Here is a 13,578-nt window from a genome sequence, read left to right as displayed (position 1 = left end):
GCTTATTCCGAGAAGCACGCATGCAAACATTTTTCATTGCGCCGACCGACTTTGGTGTCGGCCTGACTTCCATCAGCCTCGGCCTGGTGCGTACTTTGGAACGCGCCGGGCTCAAGGTCGGCTTTTTCAAGCCGATCGCCCAGCCCCACCCCGGGGATACCGGCCCGGAACGCTCCAGCGAACTGGTCGCACGCACCCACGGTATCAAACCGCCAATGCCGCTGAGCCTTGCCCAGGTCGAGCGCATGCTCGGCGATGGCCAGCTGGACGAACTGCTCGAAGAAATCATCCGCCTTTACCAGCAGGCTTGCGTGGGCAATGACGTGGTGGTGGTCGAAGGCATGGTGCCGACCCGCCACGCCAGCTACGCAGCGCGGGTCAACCTGCACCTGGCCAAAAGCCTGGATGCCGAAGTGATCCTGGTGTCGGCACCGGAAAACGAAGTGCTCAGCGAACTGTCCGGGCGGGTCGAGCTGCAGGCTCAACTGTTCGGCGGCCCGCGCGACCCGAAAGTGCTCGGGGTGATCCTCAACAAGGTTCGCACCGACGAAAGCATGGCCAAGTTCGCCGCGCGCCTGCGCGAGCACTCGCCGCTGCTGCGCGGCAACGACTTCAAGCTGCTCGGCTGCATCCCCTACCAACCCGAACTCAACGCCCCACGCACCCGCGATGTGGCTGACCTGCTTGGCGCCCAGGTGATCAACGCCGGTGACTACGAGCAACGGCGCATGAACAAGATCATCATCTGTGCGCGCACCGTGGCCAACACCGTGCCGCTGCTCACCCCAGGCACCCTGGTGGTGACCCCGGGCGACCGCGACGACATCATCCTTGCTGTGAGCCTGGCCGCGATCAACGGCGTGCCGCTGGCCGGCCTGTTACTGACCAGCGACAGCAAGCCCGATGCACGCATCCTCGGTTTGTGCCGCGGCGCCCTGCAGGCGGGCCTGCCGATCCTCTCGGTCAGCACCGGTTCGTACGACACGGCCAACCAGCTCAACTCACTCAACCGCGAGATCCCGGTGGACGACCGTGAGCGCGCCGAATTCATCACCGATTTTGTCGCCAGCCACCTCGACGCTGCATGGCTGCACCAGCGCTGCGGTACGCCGCGTGAGTTGCGCCTGTCGCCTGCGGTGTTCCGCTACCAGCTGATACAGCGGGCGCAGCAGGCCAACAAACGCATTGTCCTGCCCGAAGGCGCCGAGCCGTTGCTGGTGCAGGCGGCTGCGATCTGCCAGGCGCGCGGCATCGCACGGTGCGTGCTGCTGGCCAAGCCCGAGGAAGTCGAAGCGGTGGCCCGTGCGCAGGGGATCACCCTGCCGGCGGACCTGGAAATCCTTGACCCTGAGCTGATTCGCGGGCGCTATGTCGAGCCGATGGTCGACCTGCGCAAAAGCAAGAACCTCAATGCGCCGATGGCTGAGCAACAGCTGGAAGACCCGGTGGTGATCGGCACCATGATGCTTGCGCTGGACGAGGTCGACGGCCTGGTCTCCGGCCTGGTGCACTCCACCGCCAACACCATCCGCCCTGCCCTGCAGTTGATCAAGACTGCGCCAGGCGCCAGCCTGGTATCTTCGGTCTTTTTCATGCTGTTCCCCGAGCAGGTGCTGGTGTATGGCGACTGCGTGATGAACCCGCACCCCAGCGCCAGCGAGCTGGCTGAAATCGCGCGGCAGAGCGCCGAATCGGCGCAAGCCTTCGGCATCGCGCCACGGGTGGCGATGATCAGCTATTCAAGTGACTCGGCGAGCGACGAAGAAGTCGAGAAAGTGCGCGAAGCAACGCGCCTGGCGCAGGAAGCCGAGCGGGGCCTTGTGATTGACGGCCCGCTGCAGTACGACGCTGCCGCCAACCCGGCAATCGCCCGCCAGTTGGCGCCCAACAGCCAAGTGGCCGGGCGCGCCACGGTGTTCGTGTTCCCTGACCTGAACACCGGCAACACCACCCACAAGGCGGTGCAGCGCAGTACCGATGGGGTCAGCCTGGGGCCGATGCTGCAAGGGCTGCGCAAACCGGTGAACGACTTGCCGCGCGGCGCCCAGGTGGACGATATCGTGCACACGATCGCGCTTACAGCCATACAGGCCAGCGTGGTGCGTTGAAACCTGGGGCTGCTGTGCAGCCCAATCGCCGGCAAGCCGGCTCCCACCGGGATGTGTGGCGCTTGCGATCCCGGTGGGAGCCGGCTTGCCGGCGATTGGGCCGCACAGCGGCCCTCATGGTTTACGGATACTGCTGCACCTGACCCTGCTGATCATACTGCTGGCCGGGAATAGGCTTGAGGTTGACCTCGACGCGACGGTTCTGCGCCCGGCCATTGGCATCGGCGTTGCTGGCAATCGGCTGGTCCGGCCCCATACCGCGCACCGACACGCGCGAGGCGTCCACGCCTTGCGAGGTCAGGTAGGCGCTCACTGCCTGGGCACGGCGCTGCGACAGGTCCATGTTGTGCTGGCGGCTGCCGGTGCTGTCGGTGAAGCCCACCACTTCGATGGTGTTCTGGTTGAACTGTTTGAACGAGGTCGCCAGGTTGTTCAGCGGCGAGTAGAAGCTCGGGGCGATGTTCGCCGAATCGGTGGCGAACGTGATGTTGCCCGGCATGATCAGCTTGATCTGGTCACCCTGGCGCTGTACTTCGACACCGGTGTTGGCCATCTGGGCACGCAGTTCGGCTTCCTGTTTGTCGGCGTAGTAACCGTAACCGGCAGCGGCAGCACCTACCGCAGCGGCGCCAATCAGCGCGCCCTTGCCACGGTTGTCGTGGTCGATGGCGGCACCGGCGATGGCGCCGGCCAGCGCACCCAGGCCGCCGTACTTGGCGGTCTTGCTCATCCCGGTCGACCCACCCTGCGCCTGACCTTGGCTGTCGTAGGGGTTCTGGCCGGCACAGCCGGTCATCAGGGCTGCAGCGGTTGCGACGATAATCAGGCGACGCATGGTGAACATGGACAAGCTCCTACAAGAATTCGTGTGTGCGGCAAATCATGAATGCATTTATGCCAGCCTTGGATCGCGCTTGGGCGAAAAAATTCCATGACAGGCTGTTTATGCCGGCTCAGGCCCGCACGAAGGGGTTCTCGCGCATTTCGTCACCCAGTCGGGTATCAGGGCCGTGGCCGGTGACCACGATTGCATCCTCATCCAGACGATACAGCCGCTCCTTGATCGAGCGAACGATAGCCCGCTGATCGCCGCCCCACAAATCGGTGCGGCCAATGCCGCGTCGGAACAGGGTGTCACCGGCAACCAACAGCTTGGCGTCAGCGAACCAGAAGCTCATCGAACCCGGCGTATGCCCAGGCGTGTGCAACGCCACGCCACAGCCGCAGGCCAGCGCTTCATCGTCACCCAGCCAGCGGTCTGGTGGGGGCACCGGGGTATAAGGGACGCCGAACATCTGGCACTGCATCTCCAGGTTGTCCCACAGCACCTGGTCGTCCTTGTGCAGGTGCAAGGTCGCACCAGTGAGCTCCTTGAGCTTGCCCGAGGCGAGGAAATGATCGAAGTGCGCATGGGTGTGGATGATGCTCACCAAGGTCAGGCCGTGGGCCTGCAGGCGGGCGAGGATCTTGTCCGGGTCACCACCCGGGTCGACGACGATGGCCTTTTTGGTAAGCGGGTCGCCGATCAGGGTGCAGTTGCACTGCAAAGGCCCGACGGGGAAGGTTTCGCGGATGAGAGCTAGCGACGCTTTTTCCATGAATGACCACAGCAATCAATTGAATAAAGTCTGAACACGAGCCAGCGCATCGAGGATCACGACCTCGGGAACCGACTCGACCCGTTTGGCGCCTCTGGCTTCAAGGTCGACCGTGCGAATCTGGTTGCAGAGCACTACGCCTTGGGTCTGGGTGCCCGCACCACTGAGAGTGACCGCAAAACCCGCATGCCTGGCGAAATCCCCACCTTGGGATATGGGAACGATCACGGCCAGCCCGCAAGCATTGAATGCTGCTGGCGTGACTACCAGGGCTGGGCGCCCGGCCCCTTGCTGCTCGCGACCGGCAGTAGGGTCGAGATTGACCCGAACAATATCGCCTCGGCCGAATTTAGCCCGCTTCACACTTCACGCCCCACTGGACGCATGGCGTTCCAGTCAGCCATGTCCTCGGGCTCCGGCGCATTCAGGTCACATTGTGCCATCAGCTCTTCAAGTGTGTATCTGGGATTGGCCCTGACAGGTTTGAGGACCATGGTCTCGCCTTGCGTGTCCAGGCTCAGTGTGGAGCCGACGCCAAGATGCATCTGTTTGAGCACTGTTGCCGGCAAACGAATCGCCGCACTGTTGCCCCACTGCTGAATCTTTATCTGCATGAGTATCTCCCAAGGTAGATACATAGTAGAAACCCTCCAAGTGAATGCAAGTGAAATGTAGAAACTTCGTATCTACATTGTCACTTGTCAGGCCCCGATAAAAGCCCGCATTCCACGAGTAGGATATGCCTCACAATGCCTTGGGAATCGACTCACAACCGGCCCTGGCGGCACTACGGGCCATGCGACCCGCCACCAGGCCTTACGGCAAATACAACCTGAACAATCCCCCGCCAAGCGCCCCGCCATTGGCGATCTCGATTCGCCCGCGCACGCCATCGCGCTCATGCAGCGCAGCGATGCGTGCCGCGAAATAAAGGCCAAGCCCGGTGCTGCCGCTCTGCGCATCGATGCCCTGTACATAATCCTGCTGCCGCTCCAGCATGCGCGCCGGGTAGCCTGGGCCGTCATCGTTGACGCTGATCACCAAGTGCTCGTTCTCTTCGGCGATGCTGATCAACAACGCATGCCCGGCATAGCGGGTGGCGTTGGTGATCACATTGGCGATCACCGAAGCGACCAGTTCCCGATCGAAGAAACCCAGCGGATTTTCGCTGTCGATGCGCCAGGTGGCGAGGATATCGTTGTGCTCAAGCACTTGCTGATGAGCCGCCAGTTGCGCTTCGATGAAGTCGTCCAGCTCGTGATAGTCCGGGCACACCGGCAACTGGTTGACGCCCAGTTTGTACAGGCCCAGCATTTGCACCAGCATGCCATTGAGGTGGCGGAATTCGTGCTCGATCACGCCCAGCTCGGTGCCCCCGCGCAACTCCTCGGGCAGGCGCGCCAGCCACTGGTCGTGGGACTGGATCAGCGCTGACAACGAGTTTTTCAGGTCGTGCACGGTGGAGGCGATCACCGTGGAAAAATCCAGCCCCTGGTTGTCCTGGCTCATGCGCCGAACACCTTGATGTGCAGTTTGCGGTAGCGGTCATACCGGCTGTCGCTGGCAGGAATACCCGCGACGCTGGTCAGGCAGTTGCGACACTCCTGCAGGATTGCCGGCGGCGTGGCTTCGCCACCGATGCGCAACAGCGCCTGGGCAGTGTTGAGGGCAATGCTGATGTTCTTCGGTTGCAGTGACAGGGCCTTGCGGAACATCTGCAAGGCTTCATTGAGCTGCCCGGCCTGATAGCTGCGCACACCCTGGCGGTTGAGGTCGACAGCTTCGGTGACGGCGCCGAGCACCGTGGGGTCATCCGTCAGCTTGGCGACACTCTGCATGACCTTGGGGTCATCGCCGTAGGTTTCCACACAGCCTTTGAGGATGGTGCCGCCGGCACCTTCCTGGCCCAGCGCCTGCAGCTGTTTGGCCACGGTCAGGGCGGCTTCGACCGAGAAGAACTGATCCATCTTGTCCAGCCGCTGCAGGGCCTGCTCGGTAAGCTTGGCTGCAGTCTCTGCATCACCGGCCTGCTGCAGGCTGGCAGCTTTCATCAAGCGCGCACGCACTTGCAGGCCCTGATCCTCGACATTGTCCTTGGCCACCTCGCTGAGCACGGTATTGATCTCGACCCGGGTACGTGCATCCAGGCCGAAGCCGGCGTTCTTGTTCATCAATGCCTCGACCAGCCCAAGGTTGCTCTCCGCATCCTTGTAGCGCGAGCTCTGGCCCTGGTTCACCGCATGGCGAAACGCCTTCGAGGCGCTTTCGAAGTCTTCGTTGTCCAGCGCCAGTTTGCCCAGCGCGGCCTGGCGCCTCACCGCCAGGGGTGAAAGGCGCACGGCTTCTTCAAGCATGTTTTGCGCGCGCTTGGTCTCACCCTGGGCCACCAGCACGTCGGCCATGCCGTCGTACAGGCTCGGCATGATTGGAAACGCCTTGAGCGCCTGCTCATAAACGCCCTGGGCCTGCGCGTGCTGACCCCGTTTGTGCATCAGGCTGCCCAGCGCCGCATACACCCACGGCTGCGGGCGGCTGGCGAGAATGCCTTTGAGGAACTTTTCCAGCTCATCGAAGCGGTTCAGGTCTCGCAGGGCATCGGCCCGATAACGCAGGCACAGGGGCGCGAAACGCGGGTCCTTCTTGCACAGCTCGGCGCACGCAGCCAGCACTTCGGCCGGGCGGCCACGGTCCAGGGCCTGCAGGATCGGCTTGAGCAAGGTCTTGCGCTGCGTCAGCTTGTCGAGGCGCTGGGCCAGGCCCACCCGGTTGAACGGTTTGGTCAGGTAGGCATCGGGCTCGTGCTCCAGGGCGCTGAGCACGATGGCCTGGCTGCTCTCGGCGGTCACCATGATGAACACGCACTCATGGCTGATCAGCTTGTCGAGGATCATGTCCTCCAGCACTTGCTGGCCGTTCTTCTTGCCATCCCCAAGGTGGAAATCCTGAAGAATGTAGTCATAGCGCTTTTGCCCGCACATGCGCAGGGCCTGCTCACCGCTGTCGGCAGTGTCGACGTCACGCACGCCCAGCTCGCGCAGCATGGAGCGCGTCGACGTGCGAAAGTCGGTGAAGTCATCGACGATCAGAAAGCTCTTTTGCCCGTACTGCAGCATCAACACGACCTGTATTGGATGATGGGAGGATGGCGTGCGGCGATGCATACCGCCGAAACGTGTATCGGCAGCCAGGCGTAAAAGATGAGGGCAGGCAATGCTGCAGCGAGAGGCTGGCCTGGGCCGTTGTTTATCCGGCCAGGCCGCCAACGGCCGGCATCAGGCCAGCAGGCCCAACGACTTGGCCCGTGCCACCGCCTGGGTACGCCGCTCCACCCCGAGCTTGCTGTTGATATGGCTGGCGTGGGTCTTGACGGTGTGCAGCGAGATGAACAGGCGCTCGCTGATCTGCTGGTTCGAGCAGCCTTGGGCGATCAATTCCAGCACTGCCAGCTCACGACCACTGAGCGCCTCGCACGTGCCGCTGCTCGGCGCGGCCTGCTCGGGCAGACGAGCCAGCAGCTCGACCTGGACCTTGCAGGCAGGACGTGCGAGCAACTGCTCGCGAAGCCACAGCGGGTGCAGCTCGATCAACCGCTGAAACGGCTGCATCACCCCGCCCTGGGCCGCTGCCAGAGCCATGGGCAAGCGCTCGGCAGCCTGCGCCTCGCCACCGTGCTCCAAGGACAAGGTGATCCACTGGCACAGCGCGCTCAAGGTCAGCATCATGCCACCGCCGGCCTGCCCGCGCTCGACCAGGCCGCGCAAGCGCGCAGCGGCATCCTCACTGCGGCCCTGGATGCGTTCGAGCAAGGCCTGCTGCAACTCGATGTGCAGCGCTAACAACGGGTGGAACTCCGGCGCCGCCGCAGGCTGCTCGCCACCGTAGGTCTGGCCCAGGCGCAGCAACCAGGACTCGGCCAGGTCGGTACGCCCCTGCGCCAGCCACAATTCGCACTTCACCAGCGTGATCATGGCCAGGTAGAAGATCGGCGGCACGTCCCAGATATGCATCAGCCTCTCGGCTTCGGCCAGCTCGGCGAAGGCGTCGGCGTAGCGCCCTTCACGCCCGTCGAGGGTAGCGATCACACAGTGGCCTATCAGCACGCTGATATCGCGACAGGCGCGCGCCTCGCCCAGCCCCGCACGCAAGCGCGCACGCCCTTGCGCAGGTTGCAGGCGCGTCACCAGCAGGTAGCCCTCGTACAAGGTCAGCCGCGCGCGCACGGCATACAGCCGCTGGGCCGAAAGGCCCTGGAGGCGTTGCAGCCCCTGGCGCACCTCGTCCAGCGCGCGCAGCGCCTCGCCCCTGGCATGCAGCACCCGGGCACGGTCGTAGTGCGCCAAGGCTTCGAACAAGGGGTTGCCAACCCGCTGGGCCAACTCCAGCGCCTCGCGGTTCCAACCACGCGCCCGCCAGAAGTCGCCATCGGCAATGGCCAGGTTGGACAGCGTCGACAGGCACACCAGACGCTGCCCATAACGTTTGCACGGCAGGCTTTGCAGCGCCTCACCACAATAGGCCAGGGTGCGTTCGCGATCACCGCGGCCACGCGCAATTACCCCGCTCAAGGCCAGCCACTGGGCCAGCATGGACCTTTGCGCGGTGGCTGAAGGAGCTGGCAAAAAGCGGCTGAGGTAGCTTGCCAGCTCTTCGGCTGCGTCCAATTGGCAGGCCAGGCCCAGCGCCCAGCTGTACAGCACGATCAGCCGGGGCGTACTGATCAGCAGGCTGTCGGGCAAGTCCATCTTCCAGCGCAGCAGCATGCCGACGTTCTGCTCGGCCAGCAGTTGCTCCTCCGACAGGCTCTGCACCAGGTCGGCGGCAACGTCCAGATGGCCAGCCCGCAGGGCTTGCTCCACCGCTTCGTCAAGCAGCCCCTGAGCCTGGAACCAACGGCAGGCACGCAGGTGCAGGCGCGCCTGCGGTTCATTGGACTGGCGGCTGCGCAACAGGTCGGAGAACAGGTGATGGTAGCGATACCAGTGCCCATGCTCGTCCAGCGGCACCAGAAACACCTGGTGCGCCTGCAGGTAACGAAGGATGGCCGCGCTGTCGTCGCGCTGACGCAGGGCATCGCACAACGCCGCGCAGAAGCGCTCCTGGCACGCAGTGTCGAACAGAAACGCCTGCACGTCCTCAGGCAGGATTTCGATGACTTCTTCCAGCAGGTAATCGCGGATCAACCCTTCCCCGCCATGCAGGGCCTGGGGCAGCGCATGCTCGTCGCCGGACTCGCTCGCCGCCAGTTGCCAGAACCGCAACCCGGCAACCCAGCCGTCGCTGCGCTGGATCAGGTTGTCCAAGGCCTGGCCGCGCAGGCCTGTAGGCTGGCGACCAATAACGGCCAGGGCCTCGTCGGGCGTCAGGCGCAGCTCCTGCTCGTTGATCTCGACCAGTTGCCGTGAGAGCCGCAGCCGCGCCAGGTGCCAGTCTGGCCGCTGGCGGCTGGTGACCAGCAACACCAAGCCGCCCGGCAAGTGGTTGAGAAAAAACTGCAGGCAGCGATCGAGCACCGGCCCCTGGGCCAGGTGATAGTCGTCCAGTACCAGCAGCAAGGGTGTATCGGCTTGCAGGTACAACGCCAACTCGTCGAGCAGGCCGTCGATCCATTCCTCGAACGCGAAGGGTTGGTGGCGCTGGCGCATTTTCAACAGGCCCATGGCTTGGCCGCCCAACGCCGGGCAGTACTGCTGCAGCCCCTCAAGCAAGCGTTCGAGAAAACGGCCCGGGTCAGCATCGCGCTGGCTGAGCCCAAGCCAGAGGCTGCGCCAATGGTCGGGCAGCGCCTCGCAGAATTCGATGGCAAGGGAGCTCTTGCCGAAGCCTGCCGGGGCATTGACCAGCAACAAACGGCCGCTGAGGCCGGCCTGCAAACGCTGGCACAGGCGCGCACGCGGCACGTGGCCGTGCGGCAGCGGCGGCCGGAAGAAGCGCCCGTCCAGCAGGCCCACGGCCTGGCTGGCGACTCCATGCGTACGGGACAAATCAGTCATGGCCGGCTCGTTCTGGTTGGAAGACTACGGCGATACGGATTGTTCCGAGACTAGCGGGTAACGCGGCGCATTTGAAGATGATGGGCGCAAATGGCCTGTAAAAGACTACGACAAAAAACGACAAGCCTGATGGACAGAGGGCTGGCGCGGGGTTTGGCGAGGTATTCACCCGTTTTATGACTGCGCCGGCCAGTACAACAAGGGGCTGGAACAGAAACGCCCCGGCAAGCCGGGGCGTTCTGGGAGTATCACAAGGTGTGCAGCACTAGCGGTTCAACGAATACCCGACTGGCGCAGCGCAGCTGGCTGGAAGTCTGCCTTGCTGGCACTGAAGCCGAAGTCGTAGGCGCGCTTCTCTTCGTTCTTCATGCCCAAGGCCAGATAACGGCCCGATTGCAGGTCGTAGATGGCCTCCAGGGTGTACCACGGTACCTGAACATTGTAGTAGTCCTGGGCATGCGCCTCGGAAACCCGCCATAGCTGGCCGCGGCCGTCATACTGGTCGATCACCGCTGCCTGCCAGGTGTCCTCGTCGATATAGAAGTCGCGCTTGGCATAGATGTGGCGCTGCCCCGGCTTGAGCGTTGCAACCACATGCCAGACCCGGCGCAGCTCATAGCGGGTCAGGTCCTGATTGATGTGACCGGCCTTGAGGATGTCGGCGTACTTGAGCTTCGGATCGTCGAGTTTGTAAGCGTTGGAGGCGATGTACATCTCCTTCTTGCCTTCAAGCTTCCAGTCGTAGCGGTCTGGCGCACCGTTGTACATGTCCAGGTTGTCCGAAGTACGCAGGCCATCCGCTGCGGTACCCGGCCCGTCATACGACACCTGCGGCGCCTGGCGCACGCGACGCTGGCCGGCGTTGTAGATCCACGCCTTGCGCGGTTCTTTCACCTGGTCGAGGGTTTCATGCACCAGCAGCACGGTACCGGCCAGACGCGCTGGCGCGGTCACTTCCTGTTTGAAGTAGAAGAGGACGTTGCCCGGGTTGTTCGGATCGAAGTCCTTCATCTTGTCGCGGAAGACGAACTGATCGGCGAAGTACACCAGGCTGTAGGAGCCGTTCTGCTGCGGCGTGGCCTGGGTTACCAAACGGCTGACGCTGCCACCACGGTAGCGGGTGATGTGGTTCCAGATAACCTCAATGCCACTCTTGGGGATGGGAAATGGCACTGCGGTCTGGAAGTTGTTCAGCCCGTTGCCGCCTTCGACCAGCGTGGTCGCGGTGGCATTCTTCTTGATTGCGGCGAACACCTCGTCAGGCACCGTGGAGCCACGATGGGTCTTGTACACCGGTATCTTGAAGGTTTCTGGGTAGCGTTTGAACATCGCCACCTGGCCTGGCGACAGCTTGTCCTTGTACTGGTCAACGTTCTGCGCGGTGATGGTGAACAGCGGCTTGTCGCTGCCATACGGGTCGGAAAGGAAGCCCTTGGCATCGACGCTGCCTGCGGTCTTTGACAACGGTTGCCACGGGCCGATGGAACCGTCGGCGTTACCGGCCTTTTCCGCGCCCATCGGGGTCAGGGTGCTGCCCAGCTTTGCCGCTTCATCGGCGGAAACCGCAGCCATGACGCCGGTTGCCAGCAGGGACAGGCCCAGTACACCGGCTTGCAGCAGACTTCTGGTCTTGTTCATGTCGTGTCGTCCTGGATCTGTGTGCTTAGAAGTTCACGCCGAAGCTGAGGGCGAGGAAGTCGCGATCATCCACGGTGCTGTACTTGCCGTCGAAGAAGTTGGTGTACGAAAGGCTCGCGGTGTAGGTCTGCTGGTATTCGGCGTCCAGCCCAAGGCTGACTGCCTTGCGGCCTTCCTCGAAGTTGCCGCCAGGGCCCGGCGAGTAACCATCGACGTCATGCGACCAGGCTACGCTGGGGCGCAGGTTCACACCGGCAATGACGTTGTTGTAGTCCCAGATAGCGCGAACGCGATAGCCCCAGGAATCAGACGTTGTATAGCCATCGTTCTCGCAGTAGCGCGATACGTTGTTGGCATCGGCGGTGCCCAGGGTACTGCTGTTGAGCGCCTCGCACTGGCCATTGGGCAGAGGCCCCGGGCCGAACACCGGGTCACGCCCGTAACGCATCTTGGATGTGCTTTCCAGGCCGCCGACGTGGGTCCAGCCGATTTCGCCGACCATGGTCAGCCGCTCTGCCCCCATCACCTGATCGAAGAAGTGGGTGAAGGTTGTCTGCAGCTGGGTGATTTCCTTGCGACGATAACCAGGCTGGTCGGCACCCGGTGTTCCCTGCAACACAGAGACATCCGGATTGAGCGGCGTCAGGCCCGAATAGAGGATATCGGTGGTATTCAACTGCACCGGAGCGTTCGGCCGGTAGCTGATCTCGCCACTCCAGGCGGTACCGGTAGGCAGTGTGGTCGAGAAGCTCAGACCATACAAACGGATGTCTTCCGGATACTCCACGTAGTAGCTGGAGTTGCCTGCGACCTGCAACGGCATAAGGCTTGGCAACAGGCTCGCCAGCGCAGCAGACGGCACACCCGCACTGACCAGCGCGCCCGCCAGGCCGCTTGTGCTGTAGTACTGGGCATCGGCACCGCGACCGCTGAAGATTGGCGCACGGCTGTGGTAGTTCATGAAGTAGCCACCGAATTCGGTATTGAGCGGCTCGTACATGTAGCGCAGGGCAACGCCGAACTGACCACTGTCCCGAGCATCGCGGTCCGCGCCACGACGGACGATCACGCCCTCATCGGGGGAGCCGTAACTCACGCCGCGTGCGGCCAGAGTGGCCGCGACTGGCGCAGCCAGCGGCCCAAGCCGGCTGGCCAAGGTGTTCTGCGTGGCCAGCACGGCCAGGTTGTTGTCGCAGCCGTCGGCGATCACGTCGGGCTGGGAGAAGAATGTGCCGCAGTTGTCGACAACGGTCTGGTCCCACTCGATCTGGTAGAAAGCTTCGGTCGACAGGTTGTCGGTGAGGCTTTGCGAGACGTAGAACATGTTGACGGGGATCAGGCCTTCCTTGATTTCAGCCCCTGGCCGGCGGAACGCAGAAACGTCGATCGGGTTGACTGCGTTGATGCCGCCGCCAATGAAGGTACTCTCCCCCCAGCTCACTACCTGCTTGCCCAGACGCACCGAGCCGGGTTGATCACCGATGGCGTAGTTGTGGTAGACGAACGCGTCGAGCAGTTCGGCGCCAGACGATTTGGCGCCCTCCTTGCGGTTCGAATCGCTGATGTCCTTGAACTCGCGGTTCTCGTCCTTGAGTTCGAAGTCGTACCAGTACTTGCCCCGCACGAAGATGCCGGTGTCGCCATACTTCAGTTCAAGGTCGTGGATACCTTTGAAGATCTTCGAGAAGGTTTCGCCTTTCTTGAAGTTGAGGTGACCATCGTCCGAGGTTTGCGAAAGACCCTTGCCGCCGTTGTTGGCGCCGATCAGGTTGCTGTTGGGGTTGGCGGTCGACCAGCTGGCCCCGACGGAGAGCGACGAGTCGAACTGGCCTTCGATTTCCCCGATGTTGAAACTGACCGCGAAAGCAGGGCTTGCGAGCGTGGAAGCAAGGCTGACGGCCAAAGGTAGCTTGGCCCGACGCCAGAACGGGTTTGCAGATGTCATCGACGCTACTCCATGTACTTTTTTGTTATGGCAGTGAGTCCTTTCAAGAACGGCCCGTGCGACCGGTATGCAGGCTTGCGCCCGTGGCGACACGTGTTGCGCGTGTCGCCCTCCCCCATTCCTGAAAATCCCCTGGCCCCGACTATAGCCAGCAGACCAAGGTGCTTGATCCCTCTAAAGTGTGATTTGCACACCGTTGGCCAATTCGCCCTGGCGTGTTCCCAGGTTACGCACCGGCAGTGCCCAAGCATGGCCGATTTTTACCGATTGGCAAGGTGACGGCCGCTCTGGCCTGCGGG

The 13,578-nt window shown here is 62.9% G+C and carries 10 protein-coding genes; 1 reads left to right on the top strand and 9 read right to left on the bottom strand.

Annotated features, from left to right (window positions below):
• The first annotated feature begins 20 nt into the window (after nt 1-20).
• The gene (pta, locus tag NGJ21_RS18080; protein ID WP_251962467.1) at nt 21-2,108 is read left to right on the top strand and encodes a phosphate acetyltransferase; all 2,088 of its coding nucleotides are present in this window, start codon (nt 21-23) and stop codon (nt 2,106-2,108) included.
• Between the two features lie 121 nt (nt 2,109-2,229).
• On the opposite strand, the gene NGJ21_RS18075 is transcribed toward pta, so the two are convergent.
• The 9 genes from NGJ21_RS18075 to NGJ21_RS18035 form a co-directional block, all read right to left on the bottom strand.
• Complete coding sequence (locus tag NGJ21_RS18075) at nt 2,230-2,952, bottom strand: YiaD family glycine zipper/OmpA-like lipoprotein (protein WP_012316222.1); 723 nt, start codon at nt 2,950-2,952, stop codon at nt 2,230-2,232.
• A 109-nt stretch (nt 2,953-3,061) separates the two neighbouring features.
• Nucleotides 3,062-3,706, bottom strand: a complete 645-nt coding sequence (locus NGJ21_RS18070; RefSeq protein ID WP_251962466.1) for an MBL fold metallo-hydrolase — start codon at nt 3,704-3,706, stop codon at nt 3,062-3,064.
• 15 nt (nt 3,707-3,721) lie between these two features.
• On the bottom strand, nt 3,722-4,069 hold the full coding sequence (locus tag NGJ21_RS18065; protein ID WP_204918874.1) for a type II toxin-antitoxin system ChpB family toxin: 348 nt from the start codon (nt 4,067-4,069) through the stop codon (nt 3,722-3,724).
• Entirely contained in the window at nt 4,066-4,344 is a 279-nt protein-coding gene (locus NGJ21_RS18060; RefSeq protein WP_012316225.1) for an AbrB/MazE/SpoVT family DNA-binding domain-containing protein, read from the bottom strand. Before NGJ21_RS18060 ends, NGJ21_RS18065 begins: the two co-directional genes overlap by 4 nt.
• A 178-nt stretch (nt 4,345-4,522) precedes the next feature.
• Nucleotides 4,523-5,215 carry a sensor histidine kinase gene (locus tag NGJ21_RS18055; protein WP_251962465.1) on the bottom strand — a complete coding sequence of 231 codons (693 nt, stop codon included), beginning with the start codon at nt 5,213-5,215 and terminating at the stop codon, nt 4,523-4,525.
• Nucleotides 5,212-6,819, bottom strand: a complete 1,608-nt coding sequence (locus NGJ21_RS18050; RefSeq protein ID WP_046784536.1) for a tetratricopeptide repeat-containing response regulator — start codon at nt 6,817-6,819, stop codon at nt 5,212-5,214. The genes NGJ21_RS18055 and NGJ21_RS18050 overlap by 4 nt, the downstream gene beginning before the upstream one ends.
• Nucleotides 6,820-6,978: 159 nt before the next feature.
• Entirely contained in the window at nt 6,979-9,696 is a 2,718-nt protein-coding gene (locus tag NGJ21_RS18045) for a winged helix-turn-helix domain-containing protein (protein ID WP_119687766.1), read from the bottom strand.
• Between the two features lie 273 nt (nt 9,697-9,969).
• Nucleotides 9,970-11,334, bottom strand: a complete 1,365-nt coding sequence (locus tag NGJ21_RS18040) for a DUF1329 domain-containing protein (protein WP_115273877.1) — start codon at nt 11,332-11,334, stop codon at nt 9,970-9,972.
• A 25-nt stretch (nt 11,335-11,359) separates the two neighbouring features.
• Nucleotides 11,360-13,279 (bottom strand): DUF1302 domain-containing protein, encoded by a 1,920-nt coding sequence (locus NGJ21_RS18035; protein ID WP_115273876.1) that lies wholly within the window; start codon nt 13,277-13,279, stop codon nt 11,360-11,362.
• Between the last annotated feature and the right edge of the window lie 299 nt (nt 13,280-13,578).

Source organism: Pseudomonas sp. Marseille-Q5299, from assembly GCF_943737035.1.
GTDB classification, from domain to species: Bacteria; Pseudomonadota; Gammaproteobacteria; order Pseudomonadales; family Pseudomonadaceae; genus Aquipseudomonas; species Aquipseudomonas putida_E.
Note: the sequence above shows the minus strand (reverse complement) of the source record. Positions and strands in the feature narration are given on the sequence as shown.

Excerpts from the sequence above, each read along its gene's own strand:
- NGJ21_RS18045 (WP_119687766.1), bottom strand. The coding sequence starts at position 9,696 with ATGACTGATTTGTCCCGTACGCATGGAGTCGCCAGCCAGGCCGTGGGC.
- NGJ21_RS18040 (WP_115273877.1), bottom strand. The coding sequence starts at position 11,334 with ATGAACAAGACCAGAAGTCTGCTGCAAGCCGGTGTACTGGGCCTGTCC.
- NGJ21_RS18035 (WP_115273876.1), bottom strand. The coding sequence starts at position 13,279 with ATGACATCTGCAAACCCGTTCTGGCGTCGGGCCAAGCTACCTTTGGCC.
- NGJ21_RS18055 (WP_251962465.1), bottom strand. The coding sequence starts at position 5,215 with ATGAGCCAGGACAACCAGGGGCTGGATTTTTCCACGGTGATCGCCTCC.
- NGJ21_RS18075 (WP_012316222.1), bottom strand. The coding sequence starts at position 2,952 with ATGTTCACCATGCGTCGCCTGATTATCGTCGCAACCGCTGCAGCCCTG.
- NGJ21_RS18070 (WP_251962466.1), bottom strand. The coding sequence starts at position 3,706 with ATGGAAAAAGCGTCGCTAGCTCTCATCCGCGAAACCTTCCCCGTCGGG.
- NGJ21_RS18060 (WP_012316225.1), bottom strand. The coding sequence starts at position 4,344 with ATGTATCTACCTTGGGAGATACTCATGCAGATAAAGATTCAGCAGTGG.
- pta (WP_251962467.1), top strand. The coding sequence starts at position 21 with ATGCAAACATTTTTCATTGCGCCGACCGACTTTGGTGTCGGCCTGACT.
- NGJ21_RS18050 (WP_046784536.1), bottom strand. The coding sequence starts at position 6,819 with ATGCTGCAGTACGGGCAAAAGAGCTTTCTGATCGTCGATGACTTCACC.